22 protein-coding genes are annotated in these 25,416 nt (G+C 43.9%); all 22 read left to right on the top strand.

Annotated elements, in window-relative coordinates:
• The first annotated feature begins 228 nt into the window (after nucleotides 1-228).
• Complete coding sequence (gene flgF, locus IEW93_RS04230) at nucleotides 229-972, top strand: flagellar basal-body rod protein FlgF (protein WP_188737233.1); 744 nt, start codon at nucleotides 229-231, stop codon at nucleotides 970-972.
• Between the two features lie 11 nt (nucleotides 973-983).
• A complete protein-coding gene (flgG, locus tag IEW93_RS04225) occupies nucleotides 984-1,772 on the top strand; it encodes a flagellar basal-body rod protein FlgG (protein WP_188737231.1) in 789 nt (262 codons plus the stop codon).
• A 9-nt stretch (nucleotides 1,773-1,781) separates the two neighbouring features.
• The gene (flgH, locus tag IEW93_RS04220) at nucleotides 1,782-2,459 is read left to right on the top strand and encodes a flagellar basal body L-ring protein FlgH (protein WP_188737228.1); all 678 of its coding nucleotides are present in this window, start codon (nucleotides 1,782-1,784) and stop codon (nucleotides 2,457-2,459) included.
• Nucleotides 2,460-2,469: 10 nt separating this feature from the next.
• Nucleotides 2,470-3,567: a flagellar basal body P-ring protein FlgI gene (locus tag IEW93_RS04215; protein ID WP_188737226.1), complete on the top strand. Its 1,098-nt coding sequence runs from the start codon at nucleotides 2,470-2,472 to the stop codon at nucleotides 3,565-3,567.
• Between the two features lie 17 nt (nucleotides 3,568-3,584).
• Entirely contained in the window at nucleotides 3,585-4,721 is a 1,137-nt protein-coding gene (gene flgJ / locus IEW93_RS04210) for a flagellar assembly peptidoglycan hydrolase FlgJ (RefSeq protein WP_188737224.1), read from the top strand.
• Nucleotides 4,721-6,643 carry a flagellar hook-associated protein FlgK gene (flgK, locus tag IEW93_RS04205; protein ID WP_188737222.1) on the top strand — a complete coding sequence of 641 codons (1,923 nt, stop codon included), beginning with the start codon at nucleotides 4,721-4,723 and terminating at the stop codon, nucleotides 6,641-6,643. The genes flgJ and flgK overlap by 1 nt, the downstream gene beginning before the upstream one ends.
• 10 nt (nucleotides 6,644-6,653) lie before the next feature.
• Nucleotides 6,654-7,859 carry a flagellar hook-associated protein FlgL gene (gene flgL / locus IEW93_RS04200; protein WP_188737220.1) on the top strand — a complete coding sequence of 402 codons (1,206 nt, stop codon included), beginning with the start codon at nucleotides 6,654-6,656 and terminating at the stop codon, nucleotides 7,857-7,859.
• 197 nt (nucleotides 7,860-8,056) lie between these two features.
• Nucleotides 8,057-9,508 (top strand): flagellin, encoded by a 1,452-nt coding sequence (locus tag IEW93_RS04195; protein ID WP_188737219.1) that lies wholly within the window; start codon nucleotides 8,057-8,059, stop codon nucleotides 9,506-9,508.
• A 222-nt stretch (nucleotides 9,509-9,730) separates the two neighbouring features.
• On the top strand, nucleotides 9,731-11,176 hold the full coding sequence (locus IEW93_RS04190; RefSeq protein ID WP_188737217.1) for a flagellin N-terminal helical domain-containing protein: 1,446 nt from the start codon (nucleotides 9,731-9,733) through the stop codon (nucleotides 11,174-11,176).
• A 221-nt stretch (nucleotides 11,177-11,397) separates the two neighbouring features.
• A complete protein-coding gene (locus IEW93_RS04185) occupies nucleotides 11,398-11,814 on the top strand; it encodes a flagellar protein FlaG (protein ID WP_188737215.1) in 417 nt (138 codons plus the stop codon).
• 99 nt (nucleotides 11,815-11,913) lie between these two features.
• Nucleotides 11,914-13,275 (top strand): flagellar filament capping protein FliD, encoded by a 1,362-nt coding sequence (gene fliD / locus IEW93_RS04180; RefSeq protein ID WP_188737213.1) that lies wholly within the window; start codon nucleotides 11,914-11,916, stop codon nucleotides 13,273-13,275.
• Nucleotides 13,276-13,388: 113 nt separating this feature from the next.
• Complete coding sequence (locus IEW93_RS04175) at nucleotides 13,389-13,721, top strand: flagella biosynthesis chaperone for FliD, FliT (RefSeq protein ID WP_188737211.1); 333 nt, start codon at nucleotides 13,389-13,391, stop codon at nucleotides 13,719-13,721.
• Nucleotides 13,722-13,729: 8 nt separating this feature from the next.
• Nucleotides 13,730-14,134, top strand: coding sequence for a flagellar export chaperone FliS (fliS, locus tag IEW93_RS04170; RefSeq protein WP_188737209.1), 405 nt, complete (start codon nucleotides 13,730-13,732; stop codon nucleotides 14,132-14,134).
• A gap of 619 nt (nucleotides 14,135-14,753) precedes the next feature.
• Complete coding sequence (locus IEW93_RS04165) at nucleotides 14,754-16,187, top strand: sigma-54 dependent transcriptional regulator (protein WP_188737207.1); 1,434 nt, start codon at nucleotides 14,754-14,756, stop codon at nucleotides 16,185-16,187.
• Nucleotides 16,188-16,481: 294 nt separating this feature from the next.
• On the top strand, nucleotides 16,482-17,678 hold the full coding sequence (locus tag IEW93_RS04160) for a sensor histidine kinase (RefSeq protein WP_229706611.1): 1,197 nt from the start codon (nucleotides 16,482-16,484) through the stop codon (nucleotides 17,676-17,678).
• Complete coding sequence (locus tag IEW93_RS04155) at nucleotides 17,671-19,020, top strand: sigma-54-dependent transcriptional regulator (RefSeq protein ID WP_188737205.1); 1,350 nt, start codon at nucleotides 17,671-17,673, stop codon at nucleotides 19,018-19,020. The genes IEW93_RS04160 and IEW93_RS04155 overlap by 8 nt, the downstream gene beginning before the upstream one ends.
• 187 nt (nucleotides 19,021-19,207) lie before the next feature.
• Nucleotides 19,208-19,549 (top strand): flagellar hook-basal body complex protein FliE, encoded by a 342-nt coding sequence (gene fliE, locus IEW93_RS04150; RefSeq protein ID WP_188737203.1) that lies wholly within the window; start codon nucleotides 19,208-19,210, stop codon nucleotides 19,547-19,549.
• A 72-nt stretch (nucleotides 19,550-19,621) separates the two neighbouring features.
• Nucleotides 19,622-21,301 carry a flagellar basal-body MS-ring/collar protein FliF gene (fliF, locus tag IEW93_RS04145; RefSeq protein WP_188737375.1) on the top strand — a complete coding sequence of 560 codons (1,680 nt, stop codon included), beginning with the start codon at nucleotides 19,622-19,624 and terminating at the stop codon, nucleotides 21,299-21,301.
• On the top strand, nucleotides 21,294-22,340 hold the full coding sequence (fliG, locus tag IEW93_RS04140; protein WP_188737201.1) for a flagellar motor switch protein FliG: 1,047 nt from the start codon (nucleotides 21,294-21,296) through the stop codon (nucleotides 22,338-22,340). Before fliF ends, fliG begins: the two co-directional genes overlap by 8 nt.
• 82 nt (nucleotides 22,341-22,422) lie before the next feature.
• On the top strand, nucleotides 22,423-23,493 hold the full coding sequence (gene fliH / locus IEW93_RS04135; RefSeq protein WP_188737199.1) for a flagellar assembly protein FliH: 1,071 nt from the start codon (nucleotides 22,423-22,425) through the stop codon (nucleotides 23,491-23,493).
• Nucleotides 23,490-24,830, top strand: coding sequence for a flagellar protein export ATPase FliI (gene fliI / locus IEW93_RS04130; RefSeq protein ID WP_188737197.1), 1,341 nt, complete (start codon nucleotides 23,490-23,492; stop codon nucleotides 24,828-24,830). Before fliH ends, fliI begins: the two co-directional genes overlap by 4 nt.
• Nucleotides 24,831-24,833: 3 nt before the next feature.
• Nucleotides 24,834-25,280, top strand: coding sequence for a flagellar export protein FliJ (gene fliJ / locus IEW93_RS04125; protein WP_188737195.1), 447 nt, complete (start codon nucleotides 24,834-24,836; stop codon nucleotides 25,278-25,280).
• Nucleotides 25,281-25,416: the final 136 nt, after the last annotated feature.

Below are 25,416 nucleotides of genomic sequence, written 5' to 3'. Positions count from 1 at the left end.
CCGCTTTACAAGGTGTTGCCGTTGTCGGCAACACCTTGCCTGTTAAATTCTCCTCTCATTTATTTGCTGCAACTTTGTTGATTTTTTGACAGTTCGTTATCAACGTGTCTAATTTTTACCTATTTACATTCAAAAGCTTAAGTCTAATAAAACGCAAACAACACCTTTGGCACGATGCTTGCTTGCTTTATGTATATTATTTTTGCAGAAAGTTTGACGGAGCAGCAAATGGACAAATTTCTTTATGTTGCCATGAGTGGCGCTAAGCAAGGCATGAACGCTTTGGCTGTGCGCGCTAACAATCTTGCCAATGCCAATACTGACGGTTTCAAGGCTGACATGACTCAAGCTCGCTCTATGCAGGCATTTGGCGAAGGTTTACCGAGCCGTGTTTTTTCAATGATTGAAAGCCCAGGCAGTAACTTTGAAAGTGGCCCAATAGTCACAACCGGCCGCAACCTTGATGTTGCCGTAAAAGGTGAGGGGTGGTTAGCGGTTCAAGCAGCTGATGGCAGCGAAGCCTACACCCGAGCAGGCAGTTTAAAATTTGACAGTACAGGACTACTGCTTAACAGCAGCAACCGTCCGGTGATGGGCGATGCAGGGCCAATTGTATTACCACTGCCTATTGAAAAAGTCGAAATTGCCGCCAACGGGATTATTTCGGTGAGACCACAAGGTGCGACCGCCGAGGTGATTGAAGAAGTCGCCCGGATCAAACTGGTTAACCCAGGTAATGATCAAATGATGCGTGGCGAAGACGGCTTGTTTCGTCTAATGGCGGGTGGTAATGCGCCAAACGACCCTAATGTTGAAGTAGAAAGCGGCGCGGTTGAAGGCAGCAACGTAAATCCTGTACATGAAATGGTTGCAATGATCGATATTCAGCGTCAATACGAGATGCAAGTCAAAATGATGAAGAACGCCGAAGAGATAGATCGCTCGTCGACTTCCTTGATGAGAATTAGTTAGGAGTAATTATTATGATTCCAGCGTTATGGATAAGTAAAACAGGTGTTGATGCCCAGCAAACTAACATCTCGGTGATTTCTAACAACGTGGCTAACGCCAGTACGGTTGGATTCAAGAAAAGTCGTGCGGTGTTTGAAGACTTACTTTATCAAACGGTTAATCAGGCCGGTGGTATCAGTGCTGACAATACAAAACTGCCTAATGGCTTAAACATTGGCGCGGGTACTAAAGTTGTCGCGACTCAAAAAATGTTTACCCAAGGCAGTATGTTAACCACCGACAACTCATTAGATTTAATGATTGAAGGTTCAGGTTTTTTTGAAGTACAAATGCCAGACGGTACAGCAGCCTACACCCGTAACGGTCAATTCAGCCTAGATGATACCGGCCAAATCGTTACCCCAGGTTCTGGTTATGTATTACAACCGCCAATAACAATCCCTGATGATGCGACAAGTATTACCGTATCTGCTGAAGGTGAAGTGTCGGTGCAAATACCGGGCACCGCAGAAAGCCAGGTGATTGGCCAGCTCACCATGACCGACTTTATTAATCCATCTGGGTTAGATCCGCTAGGACAAAACCTCTACACAGAAACCGGTGCCAGTGGCACGCCTATTCAAGGTACAGCATCGCAAGATGGCCTAGGGTCAATTCGCCAAGGTGCGTTAGAAACCTCTAACGTCAACGTGACAGAAGAGCTAGTCAACTTAATTCAAGGTCAACGTATTTATGAGATGAACTCAAAAGTCATTTCAGCCGTTGATCAAATGCTGTCTTACGTTAATCAGAACCTCTAAGGAGTTATCATGATTAAATACCTAGCATTAACCTCGGTGGTGTTGTTGGCAATGGGTTGTAACTCAACCCCTAAAAAGCCGATTGCAGATGACCCTTACTATGCGCCAGTTTACCCAGATGCGCCGCCAACTCAGGTGGCCGCAACAGGCTCGATTTATTTAGATACTCAGGCGTCGAGTTTGTACTCTGATATTCGCGCTCATCGAGTAGGTGACATTATTACCGTCACGCTTAAAGAGTCGACTCAAGCTAAAAAAAGCGCCAATAACGAAATATCTAAAGGCAGCAACCTCAGCGTTGAGCCGGTTTATGCCGGTGGTAAAAATGTGTCAATTAATGGCATACCGCTTGATCTCGGGTACACCGACAGCATGGACACCAAGCGCGAAGCAGATGCCGACCAATCTAACAGCCTCGATGGCAGTATTTCGGCAAACGTTATGCAAGTGCTTAGTAACGGTAACTTGGTTATTCGCGGTGAAAAGTGGATTTCAATCAATAACGGTGATGAGTTTATTCGCGTTACCGGCATAGTGCGTAGCCAGGACATCAACCCAGACAACACCATAGATTCAACCCGTGTAGCTAACGCACGTATTCAATACAGTGGCACCGGCACATTTGCAGACTCACAACAAGTGGGTTGGTTGAATTCGTTTTTCATGAGCAGCTGGTGGCCTTTTTAAGGAGTAATACATGAAAATCAAATTGTTGGTGTCGCTAATGACGTCGCTGTTAATCCTAACAGCCCCAGTACATGCCGAGCGCATTAAAGATATTGCCAATATTCAAGGCGTAAGAAGTAACCAGTTAATTGGTTATGGCTTAGTTGTTGGTTTACCTGGCACCGGTGAAAAAACTCGATATACCGAGCAGACTTTTCGCACCATGCTTAAAAACTTTGGCATTAATTTACCCGACACCGTAAGACCCAATTCAAAAAACGTGGCTGTGGTGGCGGTTCATGCCGACATGCCCGCGTTTATTAAGCCGGGTCAAAACCTTGACGTTACCGTGTCGAGCTTAGGTGAAGCCAAAAGTTTACGCGGCGGAACACTGATTCAAACCTTCTTAAAAGGGGTAGATGGCAACGTTTACGCCATTGCCCAAGGTAGCCTTGTGGTGAGTGGTTTTAGTGCCGAAGGGTTAGACGGCTCACAAGTGATTCAAAATACCCCAACGGTTGGGCGCATACCCAGCGGCGCAATTGTTGAGCGCAGTGTGGCAAGCCCATTTTCAAGTGGCGATTTTCTGACATTTAATTTACGCCGTGCAGACTTTTCAACGGCTAAACGCATGGCCGACGCCATTAATGATTTACTTGGCCCAGACATGGCTCGCGCTATTGATGCAACATCAATTCAAGTAAGTGCCCCGCGCGATGCATCACAACGGGTGTCGTTTTTATCTACCCTTGAAAACATTGAGGTAGAACCTGCAGACGAGTCAGCCAAAGTCATTGTTAACTCACGCACCGGCACCATAGTGGTCGGCCAACACGTTAAATTATTACCCGCAGCAGTTACCCATGGCGGCTTAACCGTCACTATTGCTGAAGCCACCCAAGTGTCACAGCCCAATGCGCTAGCTGGCGGCGATACCGTAGTAACCACTAATAGCACGATTGATGTGTCAGAAAAAGATCGTCGTATGTTTATGTTTAATCCAGGCACCAGCCTTGATGAGCTTGTAAGAGCCGTCAATTTAGTGGGCGCCGCACCATCTGACGTACTTGCCATACTCGAAGCATTAAAAATGGCAGGCGCTTTGCATGGTGAACTTATCATCATCTAAAAATTGTCGGTATGACTATGGAAAAGCTGTCAAATTCATCGAACTTTCTGGATCTAGGAGGACTAGATTCACTTCGTGTCCAAGCCCAGAAAGACGAGAAGGGGGCACTTAAAGAAGCGGCAAAGCAATTTGAAGGTATTTTTATTCAAATGCTCATGAAAAGCATGCGTGATGCCAATGCCGCGTTTAAGTCAGACAGCCCGATGAACAGCCAAACCACAGAGTTTTTTGAACAAATGCGCGACCAACAAATGTCGGTCGACTTGTCAAACAAAGGCATGCTAGGCCTTGCAGAGCTTATGGTGCAACAACTTGACCCCAATAACAGCCCTGTTACGCCTGCGTCGGTTTTACGTGGCGACAGTGACAACAAAGTTAACCCTAGCATGTTTGTGCCACAGCCAAGCGAGCTTGATCAAGACACGTTAGACAGCATTTTACCAGCACAGCAAGTAGCAACGTCACATCATGCCATTAACCAAAACGAAATGGCGTCGGCTATGCCACAGCAACTTGCCAGTGTATTACGTGGCGAGCAATTAGCTAGTCAATCATTTGCAGATAAACAAACTGCAAAACCGACTACAGCTGCAATCAGTGCTGGCAATAGTTTGCCGCAAGAGACCAACAAACTTAAGCAAAAAGGTGAGCCTGTCAGCGAATTTACCAGCCCACAGCATTTTATTTCTGTGTTATATCCGCATGCTGAAAAAGCCGCCAAAACATTAGGTACATCGGCAGAAGTGTTAATTGCTCAGTCGGCACTCGAAACCGGATGGGGTCAAAAAGTGGTTCGCCGTAACGACGGCACAATGAGCCACAACTTATTTAATATTAAAGCGGATAAACGTTGGCAGGGGGAAAAAACCTCAGTTAACACCCTAGAGTTTGAAAAAGGCATCCCGGTGCAGCAAAAAGCAGACTTTAGAATGTACGACGACCTTGAACAAAGCTTTAGCGACTTTGTGTCGTTTATTGGCCAAGGCGATCGTTATGAAGACGCCCGCAAAGTGGCAGCAGAACCAACACAGTTTATTCGTGCCCTGCAAAAGGCGGGTTATGCCACCGACCCACAATATGCCAACAAGGTCATTAACGTGATGAAGTCGGTAAAAGAAGGCCTTAAATCCGTATTACCCCTGGAGACTAAATAATGTCGATTGATCTACTCAGTATCGCACGCACGGGTGTTATGGCATCTCAGTCTCAACTTGGGGTAACCGGTAATAACATCGCCAACGCAAATACCGAAGGTTACAACCGCCAAACGGCCACGCAGGCCACGTTACAATCGCAACGTATTGGCGACAGCTTTTATGGTACAGGTACGTATGTATCTGACGTTAAACGTGTTTACAATGAGTTTGCCGCGCGCGAGTTACGCATTGGCCAAACCAGCATGAGCGCGGCAGAAACCACCTATTCAAAACTCAGTGAACTAGACGAGTTGTACGCACAAGTAGGCAGCATGGTGCCTAGCAGTATTAATGAGTTTTTTGCCAGCATTAACAGCGTGGCAGACTTACCAACAGATTTAGGTATTCGTAGCAGCGCCATAGGTACTGCTGAGCAACTGGCTATCAATATTAATCAAATGCAATCGCAACTTGATAATCAGGTTAAGCAAACCAACAGCCAAATTGAGTCAGTTACCACCCGAATTAATGAAATCAGCAAAGAGCTGGCTAACATTAACCTAGAGTTAATGAAGTCGCAGCAAGATAACAACGAGATTTTAGACAAGCAAGATGCCCTTATCTTAGAGCTCAGCGAATACGCACAAGTGAACGTGATCCCATTAGATACAGGTGCTAAATCAATTATGCTTGGCGGCTCTGTTATGTTGGTATCGGGCGAAGTGGCCATGAGCATGGGCGTGACGGCTGGCGACCCGTTCCCCGCAGAGCCTCAGCTAACAGCATCCATTAGTGATAAAACATTAATTGTTGACCCAAGTAAATTAGGGGGGCAATTAGGTGCTTTGTTTGATTATCGCGACGACACCTTAATACCAGCAAGTAACGAGTTAGGCCAGTTAGCGTTAGGCGTAGCCGATACCTTTAACCAAATGCAATCAAGTGGTTTTGATTTAAATGGCGAAGTGGGCAGTGATATTTTTCGCGATATTAACAGCTCGTTAATGTCATCTGGCCGCGCTGGCAGTTATTCAACTAACACCAGTTCTGCAGCTTTGTCAGTCAATATTGACGACGTGGGCGCGCTATCTGGTAGCAGTTATGAGTTAAGTTACACCACAGCTGCAGGCTATGCATTAAAAGATAATCAAACCGGTGAAGTATCAACCCTGACACTATCGGGCACCGAACTTACCAGTAGTGCAGGTTTTACTATTAATATCGCAAATGGTCCAATTGCTGATGGCGATAAATTTGAAATCCGCCCAACAGCAGGTGCTGCAACGGGTATCAGTGTCGTCATGACCGACCCTAAAGGCATTGCCGCTGCAGGGCCAACCTTAACCGCTGACTCAGAAAACTCGGGCAACACCACAATTAGCTTAAACAGCATGGACTCAAGCGCCACCGGTTTTCCGGGTACTGCAACGGGTTCATCAATTACGTTTGCGATTGATACCGCCGCCAATACTTATCAAGCATTTGACAGTGCCGGCACTTCATTAGGCACGGGCGTTATTTCCAATAACAACATTAATGCCTTTGGTGTGGACTTTGACATCACCACTAGTGGCACCGCTGTGAATCCAGAGACCTTTACTTTCGATCTCGCCTTTGCCGAAGGTAATAACAGCAACGCAGTTGAAATGGCCAAATTGTCGGACGTCAAATTAATGAACAACGGCACAGGCACCTTAACTAGTGTATTTGAAAACACCAAATTAGATATTGGTAGCCAAACCAAAGCGGCAGAAGTTCGAGTTGATTCAGCCTCGGCCATTTATCAGCAAGCCTACGACAGAGTGCAAAGCGAATCGGGCGTTAGCTTAGACGAAGAAGCCGCCAATTTATTGCGCTTCCAACAGTCTTACCAGGCCGCCGCGCGCATTATGTCTTCCGCGCAAACTATTTTTGACAGCTTATTAAGCTCGGTTCGTTAGGAGATAAGCCATGAGAATTTCTACCGGACAAATGTTTCAGCAAAGTACCAACAGTATTTTAGAAAAGCAGTCTGCCACTAATAGCATTGTGGGGCAGATCTCCAGCGGTAAAAGAGTCGAAACCGCAGGCGACGACCCAGTAGCGGCCATTGCGATTGATAATCTTAAGCAAAAAAATACCTTGGTTGAGCAATTTATTAAAAACATCGACTACGCCACCAATCATGTCCAACAAACCGAAAGCCAGTTAGGCCAGGCCGATGATTTAGCCGCCAGCATGAAAGAATCTATGCTACGTGCAGCAAACGGCAGCATGACTTCCGCAGAGCGGCAAGTGATTGCCGATGACATGCGTCAAAGTCTTGAACAATTAATGTCCATCGCTAACACCAAAGACGAGTCGGGCAATTATATTTTTGGCGGCACTAAAACTAACGATATTCCATTTGCGTTCGACAATAACGGTCAAATAGTTTACAGCGGCGACTCAGGTATTCGTAAAAGTAATATTGCCACCGGCGTACAGGTGAACACCAATACCCCAGGTGATGCCGCCTTTATGAACGCGCCCAATGCAATGGGTGACTATGGCGTCAATTATTCGTCATTACAGCAAGGCGACTTTGTGGTGACCAGTGCCAAAATCATTGATGCATCAGCGCATCTACCTGATACATATAGTTTTAGCTTTGTAGACGACGGTGCTGGTGGACTTAATGTTGAAGTGTACGACGGTGCGGCAAACCTTGTCACAACGGTAACACCTTTTGACGCATCGCAGCCGGTCACCGTTAACGGTATTGCGGTTAACATCGATGGCGAGCCACAAGCTGGCGATACTTTTAGCATAGAAGAAGTCGCCGAAGTCAGTATTTTCGATACGTTAAGCAAGGCTATTGCCTTATTTGAAAGTGGCGATGATACACAAACGCCAGCAGGGCAAGCAGAGTTGGCACAACTATTGAATAACTTAGACAGTGGTGTCAATCAAATGAGTCAGCAGCGCAGCTACACCGGCAACAGCTTAAAAGTGTTGCAACAGTACAGCGACAATCACACTGACGAAAAGATTATTAACACCTCGGCATTATCGAAGTTAGAAGACCTAGATTTTGCCTCAGCGATTACCGAGTTTGAAAAGCAGCAGTTAGCGCTTAACGCGGTATCAAGTTTGTTTACTAAAGTCGGCACGCTCAGTTTGTTTGATTATATATAACACGTTCACCCAGGCTTTTAATGATGGTTTTTTATAGACCATAAATTGACAGCTTGAAGCGCAAAAAAAACTGGCTTGTTAGCTGTAAAGCTCCAGTTATTGGGCGCTAGTTTTAAAAAACACATTAAACAGTTTACATGATTAACCGTTTAGCCAAGCTCCGAGTCTTGGCGTTTAACTAAGAAGAGGATTTACATATGGCTATTTCAGTTAATACCAACGTCACATCAATGAAAGCGCAAAATAATTTAAATGGCGCGAATAGCAAACTTTCTATGTCAATGGAACGTTTATCATCTGGTTTGCGTATCAACAGCGCAAAAGACGATGCTGCAGGCTTACAGATTTCAAACCGTATGACCAGCCAAATTAATGGTATTGGTGTTGCAATGCGTAATGCTAACGACGGTATCTCAATTGCGCAAACCGCAGAAGGCGCGATGCAAGAATCAACTAATATTCTACAGCGTATGCGTGATTTATCCTTGCAATCCGCTAACGGTTCAAACTCTGCAGAAGATAGAGCTGCAATGCAGAAAGAAGTCAATTCACTGCAAGCTGAATTAACTCGTATTGCTGAAACAACTTCATTTGGTGGCCAAAAGTTGCTTGATGGTTCATATGGTACTCAATCATTTCAAGTCGGTGCTAAAGCTAATGAAACTATTGATGTCTCACTGATATCTATCGGAGCTTCTGACATAGGAGCATATCAAAGTGATGCTGCGGGAAGTATCTTTGGTGGTAATTTTGTTGCAGCAGCTGCAGGAACCAACGGTTCGGCAGGTGGTAATTTGGCAATTACTCAAGGAACGAAAACGACTACTGTAGTTACTGCTGTCAATGATACTGCTACTGAGGTGGTTAGTAAGATCAATAAAGCAGGCACTGGAGTTACAGCTACAGCACAAACTAAAGTAATAGCAAACTTAACAACTGCATTTAGCGGCGGAGCACTAACTATGAGTGTAGATGATGGTAACAATACATCCTCACTCGATTTAACTGGCATTAGTAATAACGATGATCTAGCAAAAGCTATAAATAATGTATCTGGTGAGACAGGAGTCAGTGCTAGCATTGATAGCGGCGTTTTGACAATTACGAGCTCCAATGGTGCGGATATTAATTTTGCTACTTCGGGAACTAATACTGCTGGTGCTCTAGCAATAACAAATGTGTCAGGAGCAGGCGTTTCAAGTACGACTGTAAATATGGGTACTACTAACGCTACTCACACTGCAGCCGGAGCCATTTCTTTGAGTGCGTCTTCTGCTTATTCTATTAGTGGTGGTATTGCTTCTGAATTAACCACAGAGACTGCGGGGGTGTTTACTGGAGCAAATACTGTTGATGTATCAACTGCTGCTGGAGCTCAATCGGCAATTGATATTATTGATGGTGCAATCGCTAGTATTGATAGCTCAAGAGCTGATTTAGGTGCAATCCAAAATCGAATGAGTTTCACTATTAGTAACTTAAGTAACGTTCAGAGTAACGTAACTGATGCTCGCAGCCGTATTCAAGATGTGGATTTTGCGTCTGAAACTGCAGAGTTAACTAAACAGCAGATTTTGTCACAAACCTCATCAGCAATGTTGGCCCAGGCTAATCAAATTCCGCAAACTGCATTATCTTTATTAGGTTAACCAAATTCTGTCAATTAAGTATTCCTATTAAGCAGGCCAAATGGCCTGCTTTTTTTATTTATTGATTTATAATAATTTTTTATGTAATTAATCAATTTATTTAAAATAGCGAAAATTACCCCTAAAGGTTTTTTCTACCGAGCCGTTACAGTGTATGTAGAAAATAAACTTTGCCTGACACAACTGACAGGCACTATTTAAGTTAGGTAGAGGGCAACAATTATGGCTATTTCAGTAAACACCAACGTCACATCAATGAAAGCACAAGGTAACCTAAATAGTGCTAACAGTGGCTTACAAACGTCTATGGAGCGTTTATCTTCAGGTCTTCGTATTAACAGTGCCAAAGATGATGCTGCCGGTTTACAGATTTCAAATCGTATGACCAGTCAAATCAACGGTATCGGTGTTGCGATGCGTAATGCTAACGACGGTATTTCGATTGCACAAACAGCTGAAGGTGCAATGGAGCAATCAACCAGCATTTTACAACGTATGCGTGATTTATCACTACAGTCTGCTAACGGTTCAAACTCTTCTGAAGACAGAGCCGCAATGCAAAAAGAAGTGAACTCATTACAAGCTGAATTAACTCGTATTGCTGAAACAACCTCTTTTGGTGGTCAAAACTTACTTGATGGCTCTTACGGAACGCAAGCGTTTCAAGTGGGTTCAAAAGCCAATGAAACGATTAATGTGTCACTAAAATCTGTAGCATCTACTAACATTGGTGCATATCAAAGTAATGCAGCAGGCTCAATATATGGCGGCGCACTAGTTGCTGCTGCCGCTGGGTCAAATGGTTCGGCTGGTGGCACTTTAGCTATTACTAAGGGAACGACCTCTACTAACGTAGTGACTGCAGCAAATGATACCGCGACGGAAGTGGCTAGTAAAATAAATAAGGCTGGTACAGGAGTAACAGCTACAGCTGAAACTAAAGTGACAGCCAATTTGACTGCTGCGTTCGATACTTCATTAGTAATGAATGTTGATGACGGCACCAGTACTTCATCGCTTGATCTAACAGGAATTTCAAGCAACGATGATCTTGCAAAAGCTATAAATAACGTTTCAGGTGAGACAGGAGTTTCAGCTAGCATCGATAGTGGTGTGTTAACAATTACTAGCTCAAAAGGCGCAGATATTAATTTTACTTCGTTAGCAAGTAACACTACGGGTGCGCTCGCATTAGAAAATATATCTGGAGATGGTACTGCAAGCGCAACCACAAACGTAACTGCTGCTGGTGTTGTTGCTACTGCTTCAGGTGCTATATCTCTAAGTTCTTCAGATTCATATACACTTTCTGGAGGTATTACAGCTGAAATATCTACTGAAGCTTCGGGGGTTTTTGCTGGTGTGAACTCGGTAGATATTTCTACAGCTTCTGGTTCGCAGTCTGCACTTGCTATTATTGATGGTGCGATTGCAGGTATTGACTCACAGCGTGCTGACTTAGGTGCGGTACAGAACCGTATGAACTTTACTATTAGTAACTTAAGTAACGTTCAATCAAACGTAACCGATGCTCGTAGCCGTATTCAAGATGTTGACTTCGCGTCTGAAACAGCACAGTTAACTAAGCAGCAGATTTTGTCTCAGACCTCTTCTGCGATGTTAGCCCAGGCTAACCAGATCCCTCAGACTGCATTGTCACTACTATAATAGACGCTTAATATAGCAACTACTATTAATAGCGATGAGCTAGTGTAAAGGTAACAGACAGGGAGGATCGCTTGCGATACTCCCTTTTATGTTTTAAAACTTGAAATAAAGTAATATTTACTCAAGTGTTGATGGTTCGAGTTAACGGAATATTTAACCATCAAGGCAATTAAAACTGGTGTGAATTTTGCTTTGTTTTATTAGGTCAGTTGAGGTGTATCATGGATGTCAATGTAACAGCATCGAACAGTAACTTGCATAAAGAGAGCCTAGCTAACTCAGTGAGTCGGCCAGTGGCTACTCAGGTAGGAAGTCAGTCTAATGTGACTAATTTAGGTTTACCAGCTGATGGTATTCAAAAAGCCGCTGACAGTGCCCGCAGCACAGAACAAGTAAATGCAGCAACTCAAGTAGATGCTGATGAGCTTAATCAAGCGGTAAATGACATCACTGAAAGCATGAGCATGATGCAAAAAGGTTTAGCCTTTAAAGTGGATGAAGACTTAGGCATACAAGTGGTTAAGGTGATTGATGTCGCCACTGGCGAGTTGATTAGGCAGATGCCTAATGAAGAGGCGTTAGAAATTGCCAAAAAGTTAAACGAAGTCACTGGTTTACTGATGAAAACTGAAGTGTAGTTTTAAAGTAAATGACAATGTAATTTTATTACAACCGTTTAGATTACCGTGACACTAATGAGTTTTATCGATAACCGAATATTGTAAGTAGAGGGTATTATGGCATTAACATCAGTAGGTATTGGTTCAGGTATTGATATCAGCGGCATTGTAACCGCGTTGGTTGATGCCGAAAGCGCCGGTAAAATTGCCCAGTTTGATGCTAATGAAGGTACCATCACTGCAAAAATATCCGGTATTGGTGCGCTAAAAAGTGCCATGTCTGAGTTTCAAACTAAGCTTGAGGCATTAACGGAGGCTGATACTTTTGGCAGTCAAAAGGTTGCTGTATCAACTAAAGATTATCTTAGTGCGACCGTTGATGAAACCGCGGTGTCGGGCAATTATCAGGTAAAAGTGGAGCAACTGGCCCAAAGCCAAAAAGTGAGCACGGCAGTAGTCGCCGATAACGCGACTACAATTGGTACAGGCTCATTAGCCATAGCCGTTGGCAGTAATAGTTTTAATATTGATGTAGAAGCGACTGACACCTTAACTGAAATCATGAACAAGATTAACAGTTCAGATGATAACGATGATGTTACCGCCACCATCATTAATGGCGAATTAGGCCCGCAATTAGTATTAGGTTCTAAAACCACAGGCTTAGACAGCACTATTAGCGTAACCGCAACAGATAGCGACGGCAATACTGGCTTAGCAGATACCTTTACCATGACCGAAGTCACTCCAGCCAAAAATGCCATTGTGTATATTGACGGTGTAAAAGTGGTGTCGCAAGAAAACACCATTGAAGAAGGTATCACTGGCGTGTCGTTAACATTAACGGCTGCCGACATTGATAAAACTACCACCTTAACAGTAAGTAAAGACACTGCAAAAACCAAAGCCGCAATTGAAGGTTTTGTTACCGCTTATAACAGTGTTATGACTACCATTAAAGATTTAAGCAGTTATGATGCCGATACTGAGCAAGCAGGCATTTTGCAAGGCGATTCGTTACCGCGCAGTATTCAAAGCCAGATGCGTAATATGTTATCGAGCCAGTACAGCACCTCTGACGGCGATAAAATGCTCGCAAACCTTGGTATTACAACGACTACAGCAGGTTTGTTAGAAGTTGACTCAACCAAACTGACAGAAGCGATTGCTAATGATACTGGCGCCATAGCTGAAATGTTCAGTACCGAAGATACTGGCCTTGCCAGCAGAATGTCTTCGTTAATGGATAGTTATGTAGATTCTGGTGGTGTTCTAGATAGCCGAGATTCATCGTTAGACGATCAGTTAAGCCGTTTAACCGATAGCCGTGAAGCTTTAGCAACGCGTATGGCTGCATACAGTGATCGCCTCTATGCTCAATACAATGCCATGGATTTAATTGTGGCCAGCTTAAACAGTACTTCAAGCGATTTACAGTCACGACTAGACTCTTTACCTGGTTTGGTGAATAACAACTAGTATTGATAAGTGACATTAAGGGCTTGTGAGTTAGCAATTGCAATGTGCGCGCGTTGTAAATAGATTTAAATATCAACCTATAGATAAAGCTAATCGATTAAAACGAGGTTTTTTTGACAAACTCAATGACCGAAATTAATGCTATTAATAATAAGTTGATGCTTGTTATTGATAAAATTGAAAAATCTAAGCCAGAAGATGAGTCTGTTACAGATTTGGTATCAGAATTGCAAGTACTGATTGATACGCGTCAAAAGTTATTGCACGCCCTAGTGTCTGATACAAATTTTACTAACAGAGAAGTACTTGAACAACAGTTTGATTTGACCCAGACATTCATTAAGCGAAGTCGAAAAATAATGGATTTTAGACAATCCTTGTTGCAGACAGGCAATACCACAAAACGCCAAATTAATGTTTATAAAGCAATAGATTCAAATAGGTAGGTGTAAATATGCGCGGTTCAATGCAATCATATCGTAAGGTTTCTGTTGACAGCAACATGGCTGTAGCAACACCACATCGTATTATTCAAATGTTACTCGCTGGTGCTTTAGAGCGCCTAGCTCAAGCCAAGCTAGCGATGGAAAAAGGTGACATTGCCAATCGTGGTTTATTAATTGGTAAGGCTATTGGTATTGTTAATGGGTTAAATGGCAGTTTAAACATGGATGCGGGGGCTGAAGTTGCGGGCAATTTAACTCAACTCTATGACTTCATGCTAATAAGAATGTCGGAAGCTAACATCAATAACGATCCAAAAGCAATTGACGATGTGGTGTCGATTTTAAAAACCATTAAAGAAGGCTGGGATGCTATCCCGCAAGACCAACATCACTTGACCTCTGAGGCAAGCTAAACGTAATCGCATACAATTTACCGCATACAGTATGTAAACTCAAAAAGGCGCTTAGCGTCTTTTTTGTTATCTAGGGTTTGGCGCCTATCTCTTGAATTCATCCATTAGGTTACCGGTTGTGATTTACGTTACACTACTTGGGTAAAATCTTAATTTTTTGACTTAAAAAACAACATTTTCATTAAAAATGTGGCTTGATGTAGATAAAATGTAACTGTTACTTGCTTCTTACCTGCTGATAATACAATATTTAACTGCAACTCCGGCTAATGTGTACAAATGTGAGGCAAATGGCAACATTGGTCTTGGCATATTTAATTTTCGGTTGGGTTACTTATGTGCATTTGAGCGGCAATCACAAGCCTTTTGCCTTTTAAACCCTCAAATTACAAGGTGATCAGCTGTTTAATAACCTTATAATGTACCGAGTTGAGATGACTTTTACTAAGCTTCGTTTTTCTTGGCAGTATGTCACTGATGAGCAAATAAAAGTTAGCAATAATGATAGAATAATGCCAATGTTGTCAGTTTTTTGGCTACAATGTATTTAGTTTTGTTGCTTTTTTGCAGCGTAACTTTTCCGGGTAAAAACCTATAACAAGAGCTTTTGGCCTTCTGAATGATGCAAATAGAACAAAGAATTTTAATTGTCGGTACCCCATCAGAGCGCGTAACTCGTTTGTGCTGCATTTTTGAATTCTTAGGTGAACAGTGTGAAGTTGTCTCTAATGAATCTTTAGTGGCGTTAATTGAGCAATCGCGCTTTCGCGCGGTAGTGATAGTGACCGAAAATACGCTTTCTGACGACAGCATTAAAAACATGGCCTCAGTTGCGCCATGGCAACCCATACTGTTGCTTGGCCGCAGTGATGTGCATTTATCAAATGTGCTTGGGCAAATAGAAGAGCCAATTAACTACCCTCAATTAACTGAACTGTTACATTTTTGTCAGGTTTTTGGCCAGGCGAAAAGAGAACATACCTTAACCAGCGGTAATCAAACTAAGTTATTCCGCAGTTTAGTGGGGCGCAGTGAAGGTATTGCTAATGTTAGGCATTTAATTAATCAAGTGTCTGGCTCAGATGCAACTGTATTAGTGCTAGGGCAGTCTGGTACCGGTAAAGAAGTTGTCGCACGCAATATTCACTATTTATCTGAGCGTCGTGATGGTCCGTTTATTCCGGTCAATTGTGGGGCTATTCCACCAGAACTACTTGAAAGCGAACTGTTTGGTCACGAAAAAGGCTCGTTTACCGGCGCAATATCTGCCCGTAAAGGCCGGTTTGAGTTAGCCGAAGGCGGCACGCTATTTTTAGATGAAATTGGCGACATGCCTTTGCAAATGCAAGTGAAGTTATTACGTGTGTTGCAAGAGCGCGTGTTTGAGCGTGTCGGTGGCAGTAAAACTATTGCAACAGATGTGCGTATTGTGGCCGCAACGCATCGTGATTTAGAAACCATGATCGCTGACAACGAATTTCGCGAAGACTTATTTTATCGCCTTAATGTTTTCCCGATCGAAATGCCAGCATTAAGTGAGCGTCGTGATGACGTGCCCTTATTATTACACGAGTTAGTTAATCGGGTATTTAATGAAGGCCGTGGTAAAGTGCGTTTTACCCAGCGTGCCATTGAGTCGTTAAAAGAACATAATTGGTCTGGTAACGTGCGTGAGCTATCTAACCTAGTTGAACGTTTAACCATTCTTTATCCAGGCGGTTTAGTAGATGTAAACGATTTACCTCATAAATACCGTTACATCGAGGTGCCCGAGTACTGCGTTGAAATCAGCGAAGAGCAACTCGAACGTGATGCGTTAGCGTCAATTTTTAATGATGATGAACCAGTAGAGTTACCTGAAGCCCGTTTCCCAAGTGAATTACCGCCAGAAGGGGTAAACCTTAAAGATTTACTGGCAGAGCTCGAAATTGACATGATCCGCCAAGCATTAGAGCAACAAGATAATGTCGTCGCCCGCGCCGCCGAAATGCTCGGCATCCGCCGGACCACATTAGTTGAAAAAATGCGCAAATACGGCATGAGCAAAGAATAACATTAGTTTTGCAACTACCTTTGCAACTACCTTTGCAAGAACTTTATAAAACACATCTTCGGATGTGTTTTTTCGTTGCAAGACCCAGCCCCTATCTAGAACCTAGAACCTAGAACCTAGAAGGACGAAGTCCGCTCTCTAGCGAGCCTGCGAGTTCCTTGAACCTAGAACCTAGAAGGACGAAGTCCGCTCTCTGGCGAGCCTGCGAGTTCCTAGCCCCTAGAACCTAGAGCCTCACCTTGGCACACTTAATGCATCTAGCTGATCAAATGTAATTCTTTTGACGGAGTAGCCATGTATTCAGCTCGAGTGTTATCAAATCCGCGTATGGCGGAGGTTGAGTTGCCGATGACAGCATCGTTTACTACTACAGGTTATGCAGCGTCTCGGCCAAACTATCGGCCGAGTGACAGTGCCATTCGTCAAAGCATTGCGCTTGCTAAAGCGCCGGTATTTACGCCGGCGATAAGCGCTTATTCAAGTAAGGCTGCCAATATGTCTAATCAAATGGCGCATATTCTTCAGGCTATGCCGTCAGGCGTGGTGATTATTGATGGCAATGGCGTAGTCACTTTGGCTAACCCTGTTGCTACTGAGCTTTTGGGCCGACCTTTACAGGGCGCTCGTTGGTTTGACATTATTCATCGCGCATTTGCGCCACAAGATGATGATGGCCATGAAGTGTCGCTTAAAAATGGCCGTAGGGTTAAATTGGCGATTACGCCGTTAGCACCAGAGCCTGGGCAGTTAATCGTGATAACAGATTTAACTGAAACCCGTTTATTACAAAAGAATTTATCACACTTACAGCGTTTGTCTTCATTAGGCAAAATGGTGGCAACCCTAGCGCATCAGGTGCGTACACCATTATCTGCGGCCTTGTTGTACGCCTCAAATTTAGCTAGCCCTAAATTAACTGAGGCTGCAAGAACAAAGTTTCAGTCTAAATTGGTGGATAGGTTAAACGAGTTAGAGCGTCAAGTTAATGACATGTTGCTAATGGCTAAAGGTCGTCAAGACAGTATGGCTGAGTCGGTTAACATGGATGATATTATTACCCAAGTGATGGCCAGTTGTGAGCCAATAGCAGATAGAAAACAATGTGAGTTAGTGTGGGAAGATACGTCACACTCAAGTATGTTAGCTAACGCCAATGCGTTAAGTTCTGCAGTAAATAACTTAGTGATGAACAGCATTGAAGCTGGCGCGACAAAAATTAAAGTTTGTGCAAGTGAAACTGCAGACGGCCTATTATTAGATGTGATTGATAATGGCAAAGGGCTCGATCCTGCGATGCAAAAGCAAGTGCTTGAGCCGTTTTTTACCACTAAAAGTCAGGGCACAGGCCTTGGGTTAGCTGTGGTTCAATCTGTTGTGCGTAATCATGGTGGGCAAATTCAGCTATCGTGCAAACCCGGTATGGGTTGCCATATTCGATTGATTTTCCCCCATGCGAAAAAAGCACAACATCAGGAGGTGACACATGGCTGAAGCACATATTTTATTGGTTGAAGATGATGCTGATTTACGTGAGGCATTGCTTGATACTCTTTTATTAGCTCATTATGAATGTGTTGATGTGAGCAGCGCAGAAGAGGCCATTATTGCATTAAAAGCAAATCAGTTTGATATGGTGATCAGTGACGTGCAAATGGACGGTATTGGTGGTTTGGGTTTGCTAAATTATTTGCAGCAACACCAGCCTAAAGTACCTGTGTTGTTGATGACTGCCTATGCAACCATTAATAGTGCCGTGAGCGCAATGAAACTTGGTGCAGTTGACTATTTAGCCAAACCCTTCGCGCCTGAAGTGCTGCTAAATCAAGTATCTCGCTATTTACCGTTAAAACAAAACCACGACAACCCGGTGGTGGCCGATGACAAGAGCTTAGCGTTATTGGCGCTGGCACAACGTGTTGCTGTGTCTGAAGCCTCTGTGATGATCATGGGCCCAAGCGGCTCAGGCAAAGAAGTGTTAGCACGATATATTCACCAAAATAGCCAACGTAATGGTCAGCCGTTTATTGCGATTAACTGCGCAGCTATTCCAGAAAACATGCTTGAAGCCACGCTCTTTGGTTACGAGAAAGGTGCGTTTACCGGTGCGTATCAAGCATGCCCGGGTAAATTTGAACAAGCCCAGGGCGGCACATTATTGCTTGATGAAATCTCTGAAATGGAACTTGGCCTACAAGCCAAATTGTTGCGCGTATTGCAAGAGCGTGAAGTTGAGCGCTTAGGTGGTCGTAAAACCATTAAGTTAGATGTGCGTGTTTTAGCCACGTCAAACCGCGATCTTAAAGCCATGGCTGCATCGGGCGAGTTTAGAGAAGACTTATACTATCGCATAAATGTGTTTCCATTAACCTGGCCTGCGTTGCATCAACGCCCGGCAGATATTTTACCGCTTGCTCGCCATTTGTTGGCTAAACATGCTAAAGCATTAAATATGGCTGAAGTGCCTAAACTCGATGAGGCTGCCAGTCGGCGTTTATTAACTCATCGTTGGCCGGGTAATGTGCGTGAGCTTGATAATGTGATCCAGCGGGCACTTATTTTGCGGGTTAATGATGAGATAAGTGTTAATGATATTATTATTGACTCTGCTGATGTCAATCTACTGGCAAATGATGTCCCTGAAAATGCCAAATCAGCAGATGTTGAGGGCTTAGGTGATGAACTTAAGGCACAAGAGCATGTGATTATTTTAGAAACCTTAAATCAATGTCAAGGTAGTCGAAAAAAAGTCGCTGAAAAATTAGGCATTAGTGCCCGTACCTTACGTTATAAAATGGCAAAAATGCGTGATATGGGTATTCAATTACCTGCGTAATACACGCGTGTGTTGTTTTAAGCTACTGATTAAAATCATTTTAAAAAAACAACTTATCAGCATTTAATGCGATAAGTTGTTTTTGTTGGTATTACTCCCTTCAATTTTACATGTTGGCATTTATATTGCTTTAACTCCTTATAAGATTATTGTTGTCGTCAAAAAGCCGACGAAAGGGAGTGACATCATGCAGATCAGCGCCAATCCATTATTACAAGAAATGCAATCGCTTCGTGGCGAAATCGCCCCTTCTATTGGTTCATCTATTGCTCCTAACTTAACGCAGCAAGTCAATAACACCACGGGTGCCGATTTTGGTCAGTTATTATCGCAGGCGGTGGGCAGTGTTAATGGATTGCAACAAACATCGTCCAATTTAGCGTCTCGATTAGACATGGGCGACACGACTGTGTCCCTATCTGATACCGTTATTGCCCGTGAAAAAGCCGGTGTAGCTTTTGAAGCCACAGTGCAAGTGCGTAACAAGTTAGTTGAAGCGTATAAAGAAATCATGAGTATGCCTGTTTAGCCGCTTTGGGTGTTAAGCGCTAGGTAATTTTAAACATCAGACATATAGCAGGTACAAATTGTGAGCACAGACATAATGGTAGGTTCAGATTCAACAGTTGACGCCGGAGTCCAGCAAGAGAATAAGTCTGGGCTAATGGGCAACGTCGGCGGGGCTGACATGATGCGCCAGGTGATCATGATTTTGGCGCTGGCTGTGTGTCTTGCGTTAGCTGTTTTTGTGATGATGTGGGCGCAAGAGCCGGAATATCGTCCGCTTGGTAAAATGGAAACGGCTGAAATGATCCAGGTGCTTGATGTACTGGATAAAAACCAAATTGATTATCAAATTAATGTTGATGTTGTCAAAGTACCTGAAGACAAATATCAAGATGTGAAATTACTCTTAAGTCGTGCAGGTATTGAAAGCAGCACTCAAACAAATGACTATTTAAGTCAAGACAGTGGTTTTGGTGTAAGCCAGCGAATGGAGCAAGCGCGTTTAAAGCATAGCCAAGAGTTAAACTTAGCACGCGCCATTGAAGAGTTAAAAAGCATTAGCCGTGCCAAAGTGATTTTAGCCCTGCCAAAAGAGAACGTATTTGCCCGTAATGCCTCAAAGCCGAGTGCAACTGTGGTTGTTAATGTGCGCCGTGGCGGATTAGGCCAAGAAGAGATTGACGCCATTGTTGATATTGTTGGCTCGGCAGTACAAGGGCTTGAACCATCACGTGTCACAGTAACCGACTCAAATGGCCGCTTACTCAATTCAGGTAGCCAGGATGGTACGTCAGCGAGAGCTCGCCGTGAGCTCGAACTGGTACAACAAAAAGAAGCAGAATATCGCCGTAAAATTGAGTCGATTTTAATGCCGATTTTAGGCCCAGAAAACTTTACCTCGCAAGTGGATGTCAATATGGACTTCACTGCAGTAGAGCAAACCGCGAAACGCTTTTCACCTGACTTACCCGCAATTAGAAGCGAAATGACCATTGAACGTAACTCTTCAGGTCAAACTTCTGGCGGTATTCCTGGTGCATTGAGCAATCAACCGCCAATGGAATCAGACATACCAGAAGTTGCAGGCGAGGCGGGGACGTCAACTGTTTCTGGTGATATGTCTAAAGAAGCGACTCGTAACTACGAGTTAGACACAACGATAAGCCATACTCGCCAGCAAATTGGTGTGGTGCGCCGTGTGAGTGTGTCGGTAGCGATTGACTTTAAACCGGGTCAGGTAGATGAAAATGGCCAAGTGTCGCGGGTGCCACGCACCGAAGAAGAATTAACCAATATTCGTCGTTTACTTGAGGGCGCGGTAGGCTTTAGCACTCAACGTGGTGACGCACTTGAGGTGGTAACAGTGCCATTTATGGACCAGTTAATTGAAGAGTTACCTGAGCCAGATATGTGGGAGCAACCCTGGTTTTGGCGCGCAATTAGGTTGGCGTTAGGCGCATTGCTCATTTTAGTGTTGTTTTTAGCTGTGGTTCGCCCAATGCTGAAAAAGCTGACTAATCCACAAGGCACTGACATGCCAGCCGAAACACGTCCTGGTCATGAGTTGGCCGAAATTGAAGATCAATATGCTGCTGATACCTTAGGTATGCTTAATACCAAAGAGGCTGAATACAGTTATGCAGATGATGGTTCAATTCAAATACCTAATTTGCATAAAGATGATGATATGATTAAAGCAATTAGAGCACTCGTGGCCAATGAGCCTGAGCTTTCCACTCAAGTAGTTAAGAATTGGTTACAAGACAATGGCTAATGAAAAAGACAAAGAAAAAGCAAAACCCGCAGCATTTGACCCAGAGTCATTGACTGGTGTTGAAAAAACCGCGATTTTGCTTCTCAGCTTAAGTGAGGCCGACGCCGCTTCGATTTTAAAACACCTAGAGCCTAAGCAAGTGCAAAAAGTGGGTATGGCGATGGCGGCAATGGATGACTTTGGCCAGGAAAAAGTCATTGGTGTGCACAAGTTATTTTTAGATGATATTCAAAAATTCTCTTCAATTGGCTTTAACAGCGAAGAGTTTGTGCGTAAAGCATTAACCGCCGCATTAGGCGAAGACAAAGCCGGTAATTTGATTGAACAAATCATTATGGGCAGCGGTGCTAAAGGCCTTGATTCGTTGAAATGGATGGATGCCCGCCAAGTTGCGACCATTATTCAAAACGAACATCCGCAAATCCAAACGATTGTGTTGTCGTACCTTGAGCCCGATCAAGCTGCAGAGATTTTTAGCCAGTTCCCTGAAAATACCCGCTTAGATTTAATGATGCGTATTGCCAATCTTGAAGAAGTGCAACCCGCTGCACTGCAAGAGTTGAACGACATTATGGAAAAACAATTTGCTGGTCAAGGTGGTGCTCAAGCGGCGAAAATGGGTGGCTTAAAAGCCGCTGCAAACATCATGAACTACCTCGATACCGGTATTGAGAGTCAAATCATGGAAACCATGCGCGAGTCTGACGAAGAAATGGCTCAGCAAATTCAAGATATGATGTTTGTGTTTGAAAACCTTATCGATGTTGATGACCGCGGTATCCAGGCCTTGTTACGTGAAGTACAGCAAGATGTGCTTATGAAGGCACTTAAAGGTGCTGACGAAGCCTTAAAAGAGAAAATTCTTGGCAATATGTCTAAACGTGCTGCAGAATTATTACGAGACGATCTTGAAGCCATGGGGCCAATTCGTATCAGTGAAGTCGAAGTGGCACAGAAAGAGATTTTATCTATTGCGCGTCGTCTCAGCGACAGTGGTGAAATTATGTTAGGCGGTGGCGGTGGCGACGAGTTCTTATAATCGTGAAGCCCAAACGGCTTTATAGCAATTGATTGCCGTTATTACCAATAGCTAATTTATTCAACAATACAAGTGATTGATTATGACTGAATCCAAATCGTCTAAAAATGTCCTCAGTGTCGATGATGAGGTTGAGTTCAGTCATTGGCAGCTTCCTGATATTACACGGGATACTAGCCAAGAGCCTTCTAACATGTTTGGTCAATCTTCAAAACCTTACCAGGCAAAGCCCACCACACCTGAAAAATCAATGTCTCCGCCAACCATGGCGCAAATTGAGGATATCAGAGCCGCGGCAGAACAAGAAGGGTTTGAACAAGGTAAACAAGAGGGATACCAACAAGGGTTAGAGCAAGGGCGATTAGAAGGCTTAGAGCAAGGCCACTCTGAAGGTTTCACTCAAGGTGAGCAACAAGGTCTTGAAGCCGGAGAAGTGGCGGTTAATCAATTAATTGAACAACTTTCACAATTGATCAGCCAGTTTGAACAGCCATTGTCTGTGTTAGATGCTGAGATTGAAGCTGAGTTGTTAGCAATGACAATACAATTAGCTAAATCCGTTATTGGCCATGAATTAAAAACCCATCCTGAGCATATTTTAACTGCACTTCGTCAAGGTGTTGACGCCCTGCCGCTAAAAGAACAAGTGGTAAAGCTTCGTTTAAATCAGCACGATGCCGAAATCGTGTCGAACAGTTATCCAGCTGAACAGCTTGAGCAGCATCAATGGCAAATCGATATTGACCCCACATTATCCAATGGCGATTGTGTTATAGAAAGCGTTCGCTCGTCGGTAGACTTGCGCGTAGAGCAGCGCATTGAGCAAGTATTTGGTGAATTAGACGCACAGGCAAATCAACTGGCTAAAAATGCTCAACATCTCAAATCGAGCACTGAGAATTATCAAGTATCTGAAGTTGAAGATTTATCTGCTTATAAGCACTCTACAGCCAATAAACCAGCAGATGATGCCGAGTCTGCAGCATCGTTAGCGCCTAATGAGCAACATACTCCCCCAAAACCTGATACGGCCGCCGAACAAGAGCAGGCTTCAGATACCTCCATACAAGATGCAACCCTTCCTGATGACGCTGCGCAAGATGAGGCTGTCGAAGCAACTGAGCAAGATGATATCGCTAAGGATAACGGATGACGTCTCGCCAACAACAGCTGCTGAATAAATTTGCTGTTCATCATAAAAAAGTATCGCCAGTGCGCCCAGTTGCCAGTGGTCAATTGGTCCGCGTGGTGGGGTTGACGCTTGAAGCGACCGGATGCCGCGCACCTGTAGGGAGTTTATGCTCTATCGAAACCATGGCAGGAGAATTGGTTGCCGAAGTGGTAGGGTTTGATGACAAACTACTCTATTTAATGCCAATTGAAGAGCTTCGCGGAGTATTACCTGGTGCACGAGTTAAGCCGCTAGGTGAACAATCGAGTTTACATGTTGGCTTATCCTTGCTTGGGCGAGTGCTCGATGGCAGTGGTTTACCACTAGATGGTTTAGGCCCACTGAACACAGACCAACAAGCTGCTCGCCATGGGCCGAACATTAATCCTTTATCTCGCAGAGCGATCACCGAACCTTTAGATGTGGGTGTTAGGGCCATTAACTCAATGCTCACTGTTGGTAAAGGCCAACGGATGGGATTATTTGCAGGCTCTGGTGTGGGTAAAAGTGTGCTGTTAGGGATGATGACCCGTGGCTCTACCGCCGATATTATTGTGGTGGGGTTAGTCGGCGAACGTGGCCGTGAGGTTAAAGAGTTTATTGAAGAGATTTTAGGCGAAGAAGGCCGCGCGCGTTCGGTTGTGGTTGCCGCTCCGGCCGATACATCACCATTAATGCGTTTGCGGGCCTGTGAAACATCCACTCGGATTGCGGAGTATTTTCGTGATTTAGGTTATGACGTATTACTATTAATGGACAGCTTAACCCGATATGCACAAGCGCAACGTGAGGTGGCGTTAGCCGTTGGCGAGCCGCCAGCGACTAAAGGTTATCCACCGTCTGTGTTTGCTAAGTTACCTAGGTTAGTAGAGCGAGCGGGTAATGGCGGGCCAGGGCAAGGTTCAATAACTGCATTTTATACAGTGCTCACTGAAGGTGATGATCAACAAGACCCGATAGCAGATGCATCGCGGGCTATTTTAGATGGTCACGTTGTGTTGTCTCGCCAACTGGCTGACTCTGGGCATTATCCTGCTATTGATGTGGAAGCGTCAATTAGCCGTGTTGCCCCTATGGTGATAAGTCCAGATCATTTAGAAGCCATGCGCCGGGTAAAACAAATGTATTCGTTATACCAGCAAAATCGTGATTTGATTTCTATTGGCGCTTATGCGCAAGGTAGCGATCCGCGCATCGATAACGCGATCCGTTTACAACCTGCTATGAATGCGTTTTTACGTCAGGGCTTTAAAGATCCAGTGAGTTTTGACGACAGCAAAACGATGCTGAAGCAAATTGCCGCTCAGTGTCAGGGTTAATGTATGGCTAAAACGGATCCTTTAGTTACTGTACTTAAATTAGCGGTTGCCGCAGAAGAAAAAGCGGCTTTGCAATTAAAAGCCGCTCAATTTGAGAGGCAAAAGCGTCAAGGCCAACTTGATGCATTAAATAACTACCGTTTGGATTACATGAAACAAATGGAAGGCCATACTGGCACCACATTGCGTGCTAATCAATATCATCAGTTTCATCAATTTATTAAACAAGTCGATCAAGCGATTAACCAACAACTTGCCGTGGTAAAAGACGGCGAAAAGCAACTTGGATATCGCCAGCAGCACTGGCAAGAAACCCAGCAAAAGCGCAAAGCGGTTGAAATGCTGTTGGCCAAAAAAGCTGATAAAGCCTTAATTGCAGAGACTAAGCGCGAGCAAAAAATGTCTGACGAGTTTGCCATGCAACAGTATTTTAGAAACAAAATAAAGTAACAGTTAGTTATTTTCTATCTCCTGCCAATATTGTTTTGTCTTACACATTCGCGTAAATGGCATTTAAATTGCTTAATACTCTTTAATGAAAATATTCGTCATGGAAGTGACAGTGATCAGAGCGGTATATTTGCCA

Source organism: Shewanella inventionis, assembly GCF_014641855.1.
Classification (GTDB): Bacteria; Pseudomonadota; Gammaproteobacteria; order Enterobacterales; family Shewanellaceae; genus Shewanella; species Shewanella inventionis.
Note: the sequence above shows the minus strand (reverse complement) of the source record. Positions and strands in the feature narration are given on the sequence as shown.